At 63.6% G+C, this 15681-nt stretch carries 13 protein-coding genes and 3 pseudogenes; 11 read left to right on the top strand and 5 right to left on the bottom strand.

Going from position 1 to position 15681, the window contains the following annotated elements; genetic code table 11:
- Nucleotides 1-9 precede the first annotated feature (9 nt).
- Nucleotides 10-363 (top strand): Tn3 family transposase post-transcriptional regulator TnpC, encoded by a 354-nt coding sequence (tnpC, locus tag GCT13_RS14575; protein ID WP_321574358.1) that lies wholly within the window; start codon nt 10-12, stop codon nt 361-363.
- A gap of 68 nt (nt 364-431) precedes the next feature.
- Here the strand turns inward: tnpC and GCT13_RS14580 are convergent, their stop codons facing one another.
- Nucleotides 432-1409, bottom strand: coding sequence for a site-specific integrase (locus tag GCT13_RS14580; RefSeq protein WP_227746836.1), 978 nt, complete (start codon nt 1407-1409; stop codon nt 432-434).
- A gap of 110 nt (nt 1410-1519) precedes the next feature.
- Here GCT13_RS14580 and GCT13_RS14585 point away from each other — a divergent pair, with 110 nt between their 5' ends.
- The 9 genes and pseudogenes from GCT13_RS14585 to GCT13_RS14620 all read left to right on the top strand — a co-directional run.
- On the top strand, nt 1520-3958 hold the full coding sequence (locus GCT13_RS14585; RefSeq protein WP_152759160.1) for a TOTE conflict system archaeo-eukaryotic primase domain-containing protein: 2439 nt from the start codon (nt 1520-1522) through the stop codon (nt 3956-3958).
- A gap of 185 nt (nt 3959-4143) precedes the next feature.
- Nucleotides 4144-5130, top strand: coding sequence for a DNA-binding protein (locus GCT13_RS14590; protein ID WP_152759162.1), 987 nt, complete (start codon nt 4144-4146; stop codon nt 5128-5130).
- A gap of 168 nt (nt 5131-5298) precedes the next feature.
- Entirely contained in the window at nt 5299-6504 is a 1206-nt protein-coding gene (locus GCT13_RS14595; RefSeq protein ID WP_152759165.1) for a hypothetical protein, read from the top strand.
- Between the two features lie 157 nt (nt 6505-6661).
- A pseudogene (locus tag GCT13_RS14600) lies at nt 6662-7637 on the top strand (DNA-binding protein); the annotation flags it as partial.
- A gap of 55 nt (nt 7638-7692) precedes the next feature.
- Nucleotides 7693-7839 (top strand): hypothetical protein, encoded by a 147-nt coding sequence (locus GCT13_RS48345; protein ID WP_407670794.1) that lies wholly within the window; start codon nt 7693-7695, stop codon nt 7837-7839.
- Nucleotides 7840-7861: 22 nt separating this feature from the next.
- A complete protein-coding gene (locus tag GCT13_RS14605; protein ID WP_227746837.1) occupies nt 7862-8761 on the top strand; it encodes a hypothetical protein in 900 nt (299 codons plus the stop codon).
- A gap of 116 nt (nt 8762-8877) precedes the next feature.
- Nucleotides 8878-9131 (top strand): annotated as a pseudogene (locus GCT13_RS14610) (hypothetical protein).
- A 76-nt stretch (nt 9132-9207) separates the two neighbouring features.
- On the top strand, nt 9208-9666 hold the full coding sequence (locus GCT13_RS14615; RefSeq protein ID WP_152759292.1) for an SET domain-containing protein: 459 nt from the start codon (nt 9208-9210) through the stop codon (nt 9664-9666).
- Between the two features lie 50 nt (nt 9667-9716).
- Nucleotides 9717-9953, top strand: a pseudogene (locus GCT13_RS14620) (Tn3 family transposase); the annotation flags it as partial.
- Between the two features lie 125 nt (nt 9954-10078).
- On the opposite strand, the gene GCT13_RS14625 reads toward GCT13_RS14620, so the two are convergent.
- On the bottom strand, nt 10079-10450 hold the full coding sequence (locus GCT13_RS14625) for a hypothetical protein (RefSeq protein ID WP_193727666.1): 372 nt from the start codon (nt 10448-10450) through the stop codon (nt 10079-10081).
- A gap of 531 nt (nt 10451-10981) precedes the next feature.
- Between GCT13_RS14625 and GCT13_RS14630 the strand changes: the two genes are divergently transcribed.
- The gene (locus GCT13_RS14630) at nt 10982-11170 is read left to right on the top strand and encodes a hypothetical protein (protein ID WP_407670795.1); all 189 of its coding nucleotides are present in this window, start codon (nt 10982-10984) and stop codon (nt 11168-11170) included.
- Nucleotides 11171-12078: 908 nt separating this feature from the next.
- Here GCT13_RS14630 and phaZ read toward each other — a convergent pair.
- The 3 genes from phaZ to GCT13_RS14645 form a co-directional block, all read right to left on the bottom strand.
- Nucleotides 12079-13323, bottom strand: a complete 1245-nt coding sequence (gene phaZ / locus GCT13_RS14635) for a polyhydroxyalkanoate depolymerase (protein WP_152759171.1) — start codon at nt 13321-13323, stop codon at nt 12079-12081.
- Nucleotides 13324-13569: 246 nt separating this feature from the next.
- The gene (locus GCT13_RS14640) at nt 13570-15279 is read right to left on the bottom strand and encodes a PHA/PHB synthase family protein (RefSeq protein ID WP_227746838.1); all 1710 of its coding nucleotides are present in this window, start codon (nt 15277-15279) and stop codon (nt 13570-13572) included.
- Nucleotides 15280-15385: 106 nt separating this feature from the next.
- A complete protein-coding gene (locus GCT13_RS14645) occupies nt 15386-15625 on the bottom strand; it encodes a hypothetical protein (RefSeq protein ID WP_152759177.1) in 240 nt (79 codons plus the stop codon).
- Nucleotides 15626-15681 lie beyond the last annotated feature (56 nt).

Below are 15681 nucleotides of genomic sequence, written 5' to 3' on the forward strand. Positions count from 1 at the left end.
AGAGCCGCGGTGACCACCACCCCGTACGGTGAAGTTGATGCCGCCGCACTGGAGGGACTGCAGTCGCGCTATGACGCGGCGCGGGTGCTCGATGCGGTGGATACGCTCGACGAACTGCGCACGGGCCTTAACGATCCGGAAGGCCTGCGGGACGATCTGTTGCGCCTGCATGGCATCGTGCATGCACTCGTCAACGGCGCGAACTTCGCGGCAACAACCCGGGACGCGTCGATTGTCGAGCAGCTCGAGGACGTGCTTGACCAGATCGATCACTATGTCGCCGGACTTTTATCGATCCGCGATGTACTGCGCCCGCTCGAAGCGCTCCGCCATGAAGATATGGCAGGCCCAGATCGCGATTGAGCTGGCAGCGAATCTCCCCCCCGTGCTTATCCGTCAGGGGAGCGTGGAGTGATACCTCGAGCCAGCAACTATGCTGCAGGCAATGCGATGACGGGTAGCTCCTGCACGTCTGCGCCTGGCGTTGCGAGTGCCGATTCGATGCGATGCTGCGCGAACGGATCGGCCGCGTCGATGTAGCGCATCGCAGAGCGCACGTCTTTCCAGCCAACGTACTGCATCAGCATCTTCAGATCCCAGCCGTTCGAGTTGGCCCACGTTGCGAAGCCCCGCCGTAGCGAATGGCTGCTGTAGCTGTCCGGCGCGGCCAGGCCTGCCGCCTGGAAAAGCGCACGCAACAGCGGCACGAAGCTGCCCGCATGCAGTCCCTCGTCGCTGATGGTTCCCCAGCGGTCAATGCTCCGGAACACGGGCCCCTCCGTCACGCCGGACGCCGCAATCCACGCCTCGTAAGCCGTCACCGGACACAGGCGTGAAAGCGCCGGGGCCTTGAAGGTCGCGCCCAGCTGCGCGCGGTCGCCTTTCGTGCGGGGCAGGTACAGCGTCATGCCGCGGCCCGCCTCAACGGCTACGTGCTCGATCCGCAGCCGACTGAGTTCGTCGGAGCGAAAGCCGCGCCAGAAGCCCAGCAGCACCAGGGCGCGGTTGCGAATGCACGCGAGGCGCTCGCGCTCGTCTGCTTCCCTGGCGATCTGCTCATCGAGCCAGGCTGTGAGCTTTTCGAGCTGCGCGAGCTGCATGGGTTTCGCCCGCTTCTCGGTTGCGGGATGCAGCGCGACGATGCCTCTGAGGACCTTGCGTACATGCGGTGCCTTCGTCGGATCCGGAAAACCCTGCGTCTGATGCCATTGCGCGAGCGCTGCAAGCCGCGAGCGCAGGGTATTGATAGACAGGGTTTCTGCGTGATCCGCAAGGTACCGGGCGATCATGTCAGCGCTCGCGGGCAGAAAACCGCCCCATTCAACCTCGAAATGCCGGAGCGCCGACTGGTAACTGCGCCGGGTGTTTTCGCGCGTCGCGGCTTCGACGTAGCGATCGATGGCAGACATGGCTCGTGGGTAAAATCAGGTGATCTGTATCGGACACGATGATATGCAACAACGAACGTGTGCGCCAGCCGGCGTGCTCGATAGGAGCCAGGGTTTCGGCCGGTGAAGCAATGAACGAAGGCAAGCTGCTACAGGCAGACTGGGAAAATTTCACACGCGAGGAGCTGCTCGCGGAGCTCGCCCGCCTGCAGGCCGAAATCGCGCGGCTCACCGCCTTGCTGCCGGCAACGCTGCAGGCGCAGGCAAAGCCCGTGCGGGTGGCCCGGAACGAACCATCGCCAGCAGTGCGAAACACTGGCGCCCCCGTACTTTCGCCCCAGCAGAAGGTCCAGCTCTTCCGGCGGCTGTTTCGCGGCCGCACGGATGTCTATCCGCTACGCTGGGAAAGCCGCAATTCCGGAAAATCCGGCTACGCGCCGGCGTGCGCCAACGAATGGCGCGCCGGGATCTGCGACAAGCCCCGCATCCGCTGCGCCGACTGCGGGCATCGTGTACTGCTGACGCTGGACGACCAGGTCGTCTATGCGCACCTGGCCGGCGATCGCACGGTGGGCCTCTATCCGCTGATGCCGGACGGCACCTGCTACCTGCTCGCTGTCGATTTCGACGAGGAAGGCTGGCGTGAAGATGCGCAGGCGTTCCGGCAATCCTGCCTCGAGATGGACGTGCCCGTATCGCTCGAAATCTCGCGTTCCGGCAATGGCGCGCACGCGTGGATCTTCTTCTCGTCGGCCGTCGCTGCACGCGACGCGCGACGGATGGGCTCAGCCATCATCAGCCACACCTGCGCCCGGACCCGGCAGCTCGAACTGACGTCCTATGACCGGCTCTTTCCAAACCAGGATGTGCTGCCCAAAGGCGGCTTCGGTAACCTCATTGCCCTGCCGCTGCAGAAGCAGCCACGCGAGCACGGTTGGAGCGTGTTTGTCGATGACGGCTTTCAGCCGTACGCTGACCAGTGGTCGTATCTCGCGTCCGTGCAAACCATGGACAGCCGCGACATCGAGGGGGTGATCTTTCGCGCCACGGGCGGTGCGCACCCGCTCGACGTCGCGTTCATCGCCGAGGAGGACCAGGCCGAACCTTGGAAGCCACCGCCCGCGCAACCGAAGCGGCTGGCCGGAACGATGCCGGCGTCGCTTACGCTGACGCTCGCGAACCAGCTCTATCTTGAAAAGGCGCAGCTTCCGCAGGCACTGCTCAACCGACTCATCCGGCTGGCCGCCTTCCAGAATCCGGAGTTCTATCGAGCCCAGGCGCGCGGCTTCAGCGTATGGGACAAGCCACGCATCATTGGGCGCGCCGAGAACTGCCCGCGCCACATTGCATTGCCGCGCGGATGCCTTGACGACGTCGTGACGCTACTGCGCGATAACGACATCGCCTGCGACATCCGCGAAGAGCGCTGCACCGGCGAGCCGCTTGCAGTTCCTTTTGCCGGCACGTTGCGCGATGACCAGCAGGCGGCCGTTACCGACCTGCTGCGACACGACACCGGCATCCTGCATGCGCCGACGGCGTTCGGCAAGACCGTGACGGCGGCCGCGATGATCGCGCAGCGTGGCGTCAACACACTCGTGCTTGTGCACCGCCGGGAGCTGCTTGACCAGTGGCGCGAGCGCCTGCAGTCGTTTCTCGCACTCGACGCGCGCGCGATCGGCACGATCGGCAGCGGCAAGTCGAAGGCGACGGGCCGGATCGATGTCGCGATGTTGCAATCCGTGGCACCCGATGGTGCCCGCGGCGAGCTGTTGCGGCGTTACGGCCATGTCATCGTCGATGAATGTCATCACGTCTCCGCGGATTCCTTCGAGGCCGTGCTCAAGGGCGTCAATGCACGCTATGTGCTCGGACTGACGGCGACGCCGGTGCGGCGCGACAGCCAGCAACCGGTGATGTTCATGCTGTGCGGACCGATCCGGCATGCGGCGAAATCGCCCGCCGGCGCACCGCAGGTGCTTGAGGTTTTCCCGCAAAGGCTTGCCTCCGCGGTGGACGTCGCGGCCGACGCGCCAATCCAGGAGGTCTTCGCGCGTCTCGCCCAGGATGCGTCGCGCACGCACATGATCGCCACGGCCATCCGTGAGCAATACGTGCAGGGGCGGAACGTGCTGGTGCTCACCGAGCGGACGGACCATCTCGAAAGCCTGCAGCAGGTCCTGGAGGACACGGTGAAGCCGCTGTTTGTGCTGCACGGTCGCCTCGGCAGGAAAGCGCGCGCTACCCAGTTGGCGGCCCTTGACGCGCTGCCCGGCGACACGCCCCGTGTGGTGCTGGCGACTGGCAGGCTCGTAGGCGAAGGCTTCGACCACCCGGCGCTGGACACCCTGGTGCTGGCCATGCCGGTTGCGTGGAGGGGCACGCTGCAGCAGTACGCCGGCCGGCTGCACCGCGAGCATGCGGGCAAGACCGGCGTACGGGTGATCGATTATGTGGATGGCGGCCATCCGGTGCTGCAGCGCATGTGGGAGAAACGCCAGCGCGGCTACTGGGCAATGGGCTATCAGGTCCGCACGCCCGGAGAAGATCTCCAGCTGCAGCTGGCCTGAAATCGGGCAGCGAATCCGTATTCCGTACCGTTTCCGGCCGCCGGAAGCCACTCTTCGGCTCTCACATTCGATAATCCACCTTTATCGCAAGCCAGTCACACCCACATCCAGCCGCTCTTGACCGCGTGCATTGATACGTATATACATGGTACGTAATACAGTACGATATTCGAGCGAGGAAGCAGATGGCCCGCACCGGTCTTACGCGTATCGACGTAAAGCGCGCCCGCGACGCGTTGCTTGCGCAGGGGCAGCACACATCGATCGACGCGATACGTATCGCGCTCGGCAACACGGGCTCGAAAACCACGATCCACCGGTACCTGAAGGAACTGGAGGAAGATGAGGGCGCGTCACTCACACGCGCCGGGTCGCTCTCGGACGCGATCCAGGATCTGGTGGCCCGGCTCGCGGCCCGCCTGCATGAAGAAGCACAAGCCCTCGTCGACCGGCAGGCCGCCGCTGCGGCCGCGCAGCGCCAGCAGGCGCAGTCCGAAATCGCAAGGCTCGGCGCTGAGCTGGCCACGGTGCGGGAGCAACTCTCCGGCGCGACCGCCGCCCTTTGCGCGGAGCAGGAGGCGCACGCCGGGACTCGCGTGGCGCTGCATCAGCGCGACCTGGACGTCGACCGGCTCACCCAGCAGGTAGGCGACCAGACCGAGCGTGTTGCCGAGCAGGAAGGCTTCCGCCTGTCGCTTGAGGCCAAGCTCGTGCATGCGCGTGATGCCCTCGAGCACTTCCGTACGGCCGCGCGCGAGCAGCGCGAACAGGAAGCGCGCCGACATGAGCAGCAGGTCCAGCAGGTGCAGGCTGAGCTACGCCAGGCGAACCAGACGGCCATCGTCCGGCAGAACGAGATCACACAGCTGAACCGGGACAACGCGCGGCTCGTCGCCGAAGCGACGGCCACGACCCGGCTCGCACGCGATCAGCAGGCACATGGCGAGGCGCTGCAGTCCGCCCTCAATCGTGCGCTCACCGATCGGGCGCGCGCCGAGGCGGAGCGCGACGCAGCGCAGGCGGCAGCCGATGCGCGGGCAGCCGAGCTGCTCCAGGTACGCGAGGCTCGCGACTCGCTCCGCGCGGACCTCACGAAGCTGGCCGCGCAGCTCGAAGCACAGCAGCAGCTCCTGGTGGACTACCGGATGCGGCTGGGCGGCGCGGCTGGCTGAAAGCGCCGCATCGCGTGCCGAAAGGACGTCAGAATGGCAACGCGCACGCCTTTCGGCGCTTGCCATGAAGCATTCCGGCTTTCGCGTCGGCTCGGAGTTTCATGGCTCCGGCGGGTTGCGCACCAGCACATTCACCTTCTTCCATGCGCTTCGCTACGGGAATCTGGCATGAGCGAATACCAATACTACGAGTTTGCATGCGTCGACCAGCTGCTTACGGCAACCCAGCAGGCAGAGTTGCGCAGTTTCTCCACGCGGGCCACGATCACCGCCTCGAGCTTCGTCAACGAATATCACTGGGGAAATCTCAAGGGCGACCCGCTCGAATGGGTACAGCAATATTTCGATGCCCACGTCTACTCCTCCAACTGGGGGAGCTGCCGCCTGCTTCTTCGCCTGCCGCACGGGACGATTGACGCGGCGACCATCCGCGATTACGTCAAGGCTGGACGAAAGAGGCGCTCCCGTTTCCAGAAAGCATTCGAGGCCATGGACGTCGATGACTGGTGCCTCCTCGACTGGTCGTTCAACGATGACTCGGGCGAACACGCCCGCTTCTCGGAGGAGATGGATGGTGCGGGGTGGATGACGCGCCTGCTGCCCGTACGCGACGAGCTGCTCGGCGGCGATGCCCGCCCGCTTTATCTTGGATGGCTTGCCCGACTCGGGAATGATGAGCTACACGACAATGAAATCGAACCGCCGGTGCCTGCGGGATTACAGGCGTTGACGCCCGCACAGGTAGCACTGGCCGAGTTTCTGATGCTGGATGCGGATTGGCTCGCCGCCGCCGCCGAGGCCAGCCCGTCATTACTGGCCCCAGAATCCAGCGGGAGCGAAGACAGGCGCTTTGATCCCTGGTTACGTGAGTTGCCGGTTGAGGAAATGCGGGCGAAACTGCGCATGCTGCTACAGGGGCGCAGCCGTGAAGCGGAGCGAACGCTTCGAAACGCTTTTCTCAAATGGGAGAAAGGTAGGAATGCAAAGCAATTGAATTTGCCCAGGCGCCGTCGAATATCCGAAATCGAATCAAGGGTCGCCTCTCATCGTGCCATCCGTGAAAGAAGGGAGGAGGAAGCACGCCAGGCAGCCGAGGCCCGCCGTCGTGAGGAACGCACACGGTACCTCACATCACTTCTCGAACAGGAAGACACGGCGTGGTCAAGCATCGATGCTCAACTGCGACGCACAACGGGCAGCGCCTACGATCAAGCATTCCACAAGTTGCAGGATCTCGCCGAAGCATATGCAAACGCCAGGCGGGATGCCGTATTCCGGCGTCGCCTGGCGCAATTGATGTCGAGTCACGGCAAGCGGGGAGCCTGGCTTGCCCGGCTGCAAAAAGCGGGGTATTTGTGGCAACCCAAGTCTTAGCCTTCTTACTGAATCAAAGGAATTTCCGCAAATCCGGGATGAGCTCCGAGCCCACATGGCACGCCCGGCATATATGCCAATTTTCGGCGATTTGGCCAAGTCATAATAACTTGGACGCCTATGATAGGAAATTGTGCTTACCTTGTTCGCCCCCCTCTTCCGCTTCGGCCAGACGCCGACCGCCAACCGCCTGTACCAGCTGGTGAAGCGCGGCAGCATGGGCACGCCCGCGGCGGTGCTCGGCGAGTTCTGGACGGAGCTGCGCGAGAAGAGCCGCGTGCGCATCGAGCACCCGGACCTGCCCACCGATCTGCGGGATGCGGCGGGGGAACTGGTCGCGATCCTTGTGGACGCGCGCGACGGCCTCGGCGCAGGCGGAGCTCGCGTCATTGCGGGCGGAGGTGGAAGACCATCGGGCCGAGGCAGACCGGCGCGTCGCGGCCGCACGCGACGAACTGGGCCGCACCGAAACGGCGCTCGAGCAGCGCACCGCGGCGCTGCTCGCCGCCCAGGTCGAGGTCCGCGAGCTGGAGAAGGCGCAGGCCGAGGGCCACGCGGCGCGGCGGGCGCTGGAGGCGGAGGTCACGCGCCTGAAAGCCGAGGCGGCGGCGCGCGACCGCGAACTGGAACAAGTGCGGGAGGGGTTTTCGCGGGATCTGGAGAAACTGCGCGAGACCGCCGAACGTACGGAGGAGCGTCTGCGTGCTGCGGAGAAGCGCGCGCTGATCGAGATCGACCGCGAACGGGGCGCCGCTGCGAAGCTGCACAAGGAGCTCGACGAGGCGAACCGGCGCACCGACCGGCGCGACGCGGAGCATCGCCGCGCGGTCGAGACGCTGCAGGCGCAGCTCGGGGATGCCCGCCATCAGGCGGGTGTGCTGCAGGGGCGGCTCGATGCGGTGCAGGCCACGAACGTGACGCTGCAGCAGCAGCTGGCCGCCCGGCGCGGGGCGGACATGCGCGAGGCCCGGCCGGTCCGGCAGGCTCGCGCAAAGGGCGCCGCTGCCGGGACCACCGCGGCACGTCCAGGCGCGACACGCCCCGCACGTCCCGCAGGTGCGGCGCGCGCCGCGTCCGCGCCCGCCAGCCAGACGGCGGTGCGCCGCAAGCGGGGCAGGACCGATGACAGGTAGCCCCCGCCCGCGCAGGCGACCCAACGGCCCGGCCTGCCCGCCGATCGGTGCGCTGATGCGCTACGGCGAGCGGACCGTGCGCGTGATCGCCGAGGCGAGCGGCCAGCGGGTAATCATCGAGTCGGTCGACGAGGACGGCCGCACCTTCCGCAGCGCCGTGAAGTGGGCTAATCTGGCCGCTCTTGACGGGCAGCTTTTCTGACGCGATGACAATGCAGCCGACCATGCAGCAGCTCGATATCTTCGCCGACAGCCACGACGTGATGTTGCGCAATGACGTGCTGGAACAATTGCAGCGTCGCGATGCGGTGCTGGCCCGACCGGCACTGGAACGGTTCGCCAGCGAATATCCGGACGATGGCGCGCTGCCTGCGATGACCGTGCTCGTTGGCGAACTCGAACGCACATCGACCGCACCCTTTGCCGATCACGCGGCACTGGCCGTCGCACGCCGTTACTTTGAAGACGAGGTGATACCCGCCGCCCGACGGGTGCTAACCGTACAGGACGTACAGCGATGGCTCGCGCCGTGCTGGCGGTCGCTCGCTGATCGTGCCGCGCCCCTGGCGTTTCGCGGCACCGAGGCTGAAAATCATGAGAATCACGCCGCGCCGCTGTGGCTGCTGGCGGGCGACGGGGCGGCCGCGATCGATGCGGTTGAGGGCATCGAATCGTGGTGGCGCGTCCCGGCACCGCTCGCATGGATGACCGAGGCGCGCTACCGGACGGGCGGGCTGGATGCCGCGTGGCCGCTGCTCGCGGAACTGGCGTGGCTGGCGCCCGCGCGGTTCGCGGCATTGCTGCCTCGACTGGGCGACGCCTTGCTTGATGTATTGCGCCGGCGCTTCGATGCGGAGTTTCCCGGCACCGGTGCAGTCGACGATTATGCGTGGTTCCCGGCGTGGCTGCTGGTGGTCAAGCCGGCGCTCGCGGGACGCCTCAGCGAGGCGCGCGTGCAGCGTGACCACGCGGCCTCGCGCGCGACGGCCCTGCTGGGGGAGATCCTGCGCCGGGAGCATGAAGGCGACCAGCACGAACTGGTCAGCCTGCGGCAGGAGTTCAGCCACCTCCATGCGGGTCTGTTCGACGTGTACATGACAACGCGGAAAGTGCAGCATCGATGAAGGGCCTGACACGGATGGCGAGCAAGGGGGCATCGCGGTCCATTCGTCGAATCAGTATTGCGGGCCGCGATTCACCGTGGTAGAAGCACCGTCCACAATGAAGACAGGAGGATGCGGTGAAAAGGACCGCTGGGAACAAGCTGGTGGTCGCGGTACGCGTCACCCCCAGATCGAGCAAAGGTTGCGGCTACTGGCGGAAGTAACCGGACGCAGGCAGTCGTTTTTCCTGCAGCAGATCATCGAGAGCGGCATCGCTGCTATTGAAGCTACCTGGCTGCCGCCGGATGTACTCTCGCAGGTCAGGAGCGGCTTGATGCCGCTACGACAAGAGGCGAGCCATGTGATTTCAGACCTCTTTGACGACCATTGAGCGATGGCGCCGACGTGTTCCAGGCTTTTCGCGAGGTCCGCCCTGCTTCCCGGCAACAATGGTCGCTAATCATCAGATGCAAAGTCGACGTCGAATCTCGGTCCGCAGGTCACCCATTCACGGTAAAGGCGTGTTTGCGACCGTGACGATCCTGCGCGGGGAACTGATCTGCGAGTACAAGGGAAAACGGGTCCCATGGGAAGCCGCGATGAGCGGTCCTCCCCGGGATCTGGCGCAACCGGACCACACCTTCCTTTTCGATATCGGAGATGGTTATGTCATCGACGGTGCCATCGGTGGCAACAGCGCACGATGGATTAACCATTCATGCAATCCCAGTTGCGTACCGGAGCTGGAAGGACAGAAAATCTTCATTCGTGCCCGTCGCCAGATTGACGCCGGTGAAGAATTGAGCATCGACTATGCGCTGGTCAGTGATGAAAAGATGTCAAAGGCACTTCGCGAACGGTATGCCTGTCACTGTGGGGCCCGGCGATGTCGAGGTACGATGATCGCTGGAGGAGGGTCACGATAGGCAGGTCGGGATAGCGCCAGCGCCGGAGAATGCTGCGCGCCAGTCGGTCTGACGAAGCGCATCGACGCGATACCGTTTATCCAGCTGAATCTGGGCGAACGCCGGCATCAGCTTGCGCGCGAGCTGTTCCATGGCAAACGGCGGCGAACTGCATCAGCAGTATCGGGAAGGTCGGGTAGACCAGCTGGGCGACCCTCGGGTGGATCCTGAACGTCATCGTGCTCTGGAACACGATTTACATGGACGCCGTGCTCGCGCAACTGCGCGCAGAAGGCTTTGAGGTTCGCGACCGGCCGACCCTCTGGCACGCCGCCCGGTGTTCTCACAGTCGCTGATCGCGTGGGTGTCGAAGTGAGGGCGTGGATCTGCAGTTACGTAACTCGATGGACAGGCCAAGCAGCTGCGCGGTGAATCAAGAGATTGGAGCCATGCGCGAACTCGCATGAGACGCGGCGAAGTCGACAACCGCCTTGCGCCACAGCCTGCCGCGACCAATCACGGCAGGAATGCTGACGCCCGTCGGCGAGACGATTCTGCGCGTGAGAAAGCGGCCGGCAACGATAAAGCGCATGGCATCGAAGATGTCCTGTGCGTGCGAATCCACACCGAGCGGATCGAAAGACGACAGGACGCCCGCGTCGTCAGCGCGGTACAGGTAGCCGTGCAAATCGACCACCTCCATGCCAGCGCGATCGCTCGCGCACCGAATCAGGGCGATTTTCGCAGCGCGGATACGATCGGAGGTCTGACGGGTCGAATGGGGGTCACGCAGGTTTCCAGGCATTTTCTTCGTCTCCAGATTTGCTTTGTCCAGTCGGCGCTGGCGCCGCGCAGCATCGTGCTGTCGCTGGCTGAACACAAATTCAATTAAAACGCGATTGCGCAGGATCGGATCGATCTGTCGACACGTGAGCAGCGATATTTGCGGGCGCCGACGGAAAAGGTAAGGTGGCCGCGACAAAGTTACGGCGGTGCGATGCCAGATGCAGTCTCTACCTCGACCTCCGACTACCAAGGCCGCGGATGATCCTCGATGATTGTTGCCTGGAACTGGGGTTGCGAATTCGGACCACCTTTCAATTTGTCCACTCGCTGGCATGCCAGGCACGCGCTTCCGAACAGCGAGGCGCGATCATACACTCGAACAAGGCTCGGCGCAAGCATTCTTGTATCGGTTCTCTGCACATTGGATGTCCATAAAGATAGTTAACCTAAAGAATACTTATCAACATTCTGTAGTCATCCTGATCGATCACTATCTTCCTTCGATGTGTTTTGAGTCGCGCGACGGTGCACGCTCAAGGCGGGTGCCGGCGTGAACAGAATGCCGCGCGGCTCCACGAACGATAGCGGGTACGGCTCGCCTGGCGTGACAGGCACGGGCGGCGGCGCAGGCACGGGAACGGGCGCGACGCTTAACCGCCCGTCGACGACCCGCACGTACAACGGCACGAGCGGCGACACGATGTTCCAGCCTGGCAACGGCTCGCAAGGTGGCCAGTAACGCCGCGGCTAGCGCGGCGAAAATCGGTTTGACGAACCGATTGGCTTCGACACCGAGTAGAGCGGTTTGGCGGGAAGAATCGGCGCGCGGCTGATTCAGCATTATCCGAGGCATCACGCAGCACGTATCGCGACTACGCCTTCGGCGCATATCTCGCATGGGAAGCGATCACGCGCACATGTCTGTCGGAACATCGTTTTGCCGATGCGAGGCGCTTTGACGACATGGTCGAGTTCCCAGGTTCTGATCGCCCATGATCCGTCCGGAAACATTGCTAAGCCTCACGCTGAATAGCCGACGGGGCTCGTTCGCGTGTCACGCTCAACGTCGCGTTTGCGCGGCACTGGTTGCGTCATCGTTTAACATGAAGTGTATCTTTCAGTAATTATGTAGCATTACTATTTACAGGAATTTGGCTGCACTCGAAGCATCCCGCGCTGAAAGTGATACAAGGATCAAGATTCGCCAGAACAAGGATCTGAGCAACGTTGTCGTATCGCGGCATCAACTGGGTCGACCAGCACTTCAAGCTTACGATGGTCGCGAGCAACCTCACGCGCGTGACACGCTAATGTGAGCGGTACTCACGGGAGCGGCGCAATGAGCCGCCGGGGCGCGGGGCCTTCGCAAACTGCCCGGCGCATCCGGGTTTCAACTCAAAGTACGATCACCCCAACCCACTTGCCAAGCTTCGCCAGAAAATCCGGTCGACAGAAGGATGGTGGCCAGGGAAATCTTCCGTGTGAGGACGGGAGGCCGTACGGAACACGGCGCGTCGTCTTTTCGTCTTTTCCAAAGACAGGTGGGTTGCGCGGCGCCGTATGCATGCGTCAGGGTGCGCGTCCCTGTCCCGCAGGCTCGGGCGGCAACCGACCCGCTGGCATGCGGCCGGGTCGGCCGGGTGCCAATCAGCTTGATGGATGGGCGACGACGCGGCGTGGCGAAGCCTTGGCATCCCAGGCATTGATGGATGTGGACACCGAGTTCCAGAATTGCGTAAGCGCCGGATGAATCGTGTCGCGCCACCTCCTGCCGCTAAAAAGCCCATAGTGGTCGCAATCGGCAATTGTGATCTTCAGCCGCCTGGAGTCGGGAATCGCGCCGCACAACGTGTGAGCGGCGTGAGTTTGCCCGGCGCCGGTGACGTTGTCGCGGCCGCCCTCGATCGTGCAAAGCGCGAGGGAGGAAAGCGCCCGCGGGCGTACGAGACGGGCGCCGATGCGCCATTTGCCACGCGCGAGCCACTGCTCCTGAAAGATCACACGAATCGCGTCAAGAAAGTAGCGTTCACTCATGTCAAGGAGCGCTGCGTAATCGCCGAGGCTGCGCAGACTACGTGCGGTCCCTTCCGCATCGCCGGCGATCCAGTTCGACCAGTAGCTCGCCTCGAGCTGCCATTTGTGATGCGGGAAGACGCCGATCATGGCGGCCTGTTGATAGAAGCCCGGATAAACGCGGCGGCCGGCTCCGGCGTAGGGTGGCGGGACCGTGTCGATCAAGGTGAGACGGAACCAGTCGAAGCTGTGCGACTGCGCAAACCGGGCGAGAGCGGTCGGGTTGATGCGTGTGTCAACAGGGCCGCCCATCAAGGTAAGCGCGGCGGCAGGCGTCGCGCCATCGCCTGCGGCGAGCGCGAGGGCTGCTATCGCGGGCACGGCGGCCTGGCAGACGGCGATCACGTTGATGCGTTCGCGGCCGATCTTGCGCAGGAATCGCTCGACGGCGAGGACGTAGTCCTCGAGGCCAAAATCCCCGTCGTTGAGCGGGACGTCGCGCGCATCGGCCCAGTCGGTCAGATAGACGTCGCCGTCCTCGAGCAGCGTTTCGACCATGTCGCGCAGCATCACCGCGCGGTGACCGGCCAATGGTGCGCAGATCAGGATGCTGGGAGCTGCCCGGCGAGCGGGAGGCAGCGGTGCGCCTGGCTGGAGCGAGAAGCGCCGCAGCTCGCAAAAAGGGATGCGGTCGACGACCTGCTCGACGACCGGCACCTTGTTCCCGTCGATGTTGACCGCCGCAATATCGAACGCAGGCACGGCCGGCGGCGGCTGAAGCAGCTGCGACATCCAGTCATAACCTGGAATCACATGCCAGCCGAGTGCACCGAGATGGCGAACGAGATTTCGCTCGGCGTCGATCCACGCGTACCACATTTACGCACCAGGTTGCTGCTTTGCGTCGCTGGCGTGCAGGCCGATAGTCTGCGCAAACATCGACCGGTCCCCATTCAGGCTCAGCACGCCGCCAGGCAGATGGTGATCGATCCAGCTTGCCGCTCCGGGTTGAGCAGCGCGTTGGGGCTTATGCGTCAAAAACGGCATTTCGGTTATTTCGAACTCCAGTGGGGGTGAGGCATCGCGTCTCCTGGCGCGGCTGCTCGGGCGCGGTCGGGCGTGCCTTCAGCATTCGAGCACGTACGATCCGGGCGCATCGCCCAGCGTGGTCCCTGCACCGACTGGCGGCGGATCGACCTGGCTGCTCGAACGATCGGCGAGCCATTGCTGCCAGCAGGGCCACCAGGAGTCGTGCTGCACCGGTGTGGCGTCGAGCCACTCGGCCGGGCTCATGTAATGTTCGCCCTTGTGCCTGATTCGGAAGCGAAACCGGTGCGCATGGCCAGGCGCCGAAACGATACCTGCATTGTGCCCCCCCGAGGTCAGCACGAAACCGATCTCCGCATCGGTCAACAGGTGGAGCTTGTAGACGGAGCGCCATGGGGAGACGTGATCGCGTTCCGTGCCGACAACAAATATCGGCACGTTTAGTGCGCCAAGGTGCACCGGCTTTCCGTGTATATGATACCTGCCTTCGGCGAAGTCATTGTGCAGATAGAAATGTGTGAGGGTCTCGAGATGCAACCGATACGGCAACCGGGTGGTGTCTGCGCTCCATGCCATCAGGTCAGTAGGCTGTGTGCGCGTGCCGAGCAGGTATTCCCGTACGAGGCGCGACCAGATCAGATCGTGCGAGCGTAACATCTGAAAGACTGCGGCCATCTGTTCGCCGTCCAGATAACCCTGTTCCCACATAAGTGCATCAAGATACGCCAGTCTGCTGGAGTCGACGAACAGACCCAGCTCCCCCGGCTCGCTGAAGTCGGTCTGGGCAGCAAAGAGCGTGATCGTCTTTAGCTCGGGAATCTCCTTCTGGTGCGCCCGCGCATTTGCGGCGGCCCCGAGTGCGAGAAGCGTACCGCCAAGGCAATAACCTGCCCCGTGCACGGGAGCGCTCGTGATGCGGTGGACCTGCCTGAGGGCGTCGAACAGGCCCGTTTCAAGATAGTCACTCAATCCGAGATCCCGTGCCTCGCCATGAGGGTTACGCCAGGAAATCATGAAGACCGTATGTCCGCGCTCGACGAGATAGCGGACCAGGGAGTGATGTGACGAAAGATCCAGAACATAGAATTTGAGGATCCACGAAGGCACGAGCAGTACGGGCTCACGCCACACCGTAGGACTTTGTGGCTGGTACTGGATCAGTTCTATCAGCGGATTGCGATAGACGATCTTGCCGGGCGTGGCCGCAACGTCGCGGCCAAGTTGATGGGGAGCGAACCTGCGATTTGAACTGCCCGGTACACGGGACGTAAGCAGGTCCTCCAGGTCTTCGAGCCAATTGTGCGCTCCTTTGACGAGGTTACTCCCCCCGGTCTCAACCATCACTCGCAGCACCTGGGGATTCAGCCACCAGCAATTGGCCGGCGACAGGACGTCCGTCGATTGCCGAACAGCGAAGTGCATCAACTGTTCGTTGCGCGGGGAAACGCCACGCACGTTGGTGGTCGCCTGTTGCCAGAACGAATCGTATTGAGCGAATGCGTTGCGCAGCAGGTTGAAGGGCCAATGGCCCCACCCAGGGTCGTCGAACCGCGGATCGTCGTTCCCGAGGTGATCGGGCAAAGAGCCGGTCATGAAGGATTCCAGGTACGCAAGCACGTGAGTCGCGAGTTCGTAGTGCTTGGCCGGCGTGCAGGCAAAATGGAGCATCCAGTCGAGCCACGCCAGCACGGGAGTGGCAGGCGACCCGCCACCCGAGACGCGGGCGAATGCCGCATAGACGGCCCGGTCGAGTCGCGTCAATGCGGCATCGAACGATGCCTGGGGCAATTCCCTTTCAGGACCCGCCCCAACGGCCGCCCCGGTCAGGCGTGTCGGCGAGACGGGGGCAGGGGAGGATGTTGTCTCGATGGCTCGCATACGAATGAAAAGAGAGTCACATGTAGCCCATCATTGCCTTGTGGCAGGCGGCGCTTGCCGTCCGCATCGCATTTTGCGTTTGCGGTCTGGGAAACCTAACGGCCTGTTTGTTCGCTGAACCTGACCGACGCGCGCACGTCTGCAAGCGCTCCTTGTAAAAGCCCGATGCGGCTGTGGCGAGCGCTAACCGGGCGAGTTTTTCCTCTGCATCGGCTGTTTCGAGTGCGAAACCGAACAGGACACCCACATTGGCCATTTCAACGCGTTGCTTGCTGGTCGAATCATGATAAGCCCTGAAAAAGGGATACGCTA

Source organism: Paraburkholderia franconis, from assembly GCF_009362735.1.
Lineage (GTDB): Bacteria > Pseudomonadota > Gammaproteobacteria > Burkholderiales > Burkholderiaceae > Paraburkholderia > Paraburkholderia franconis.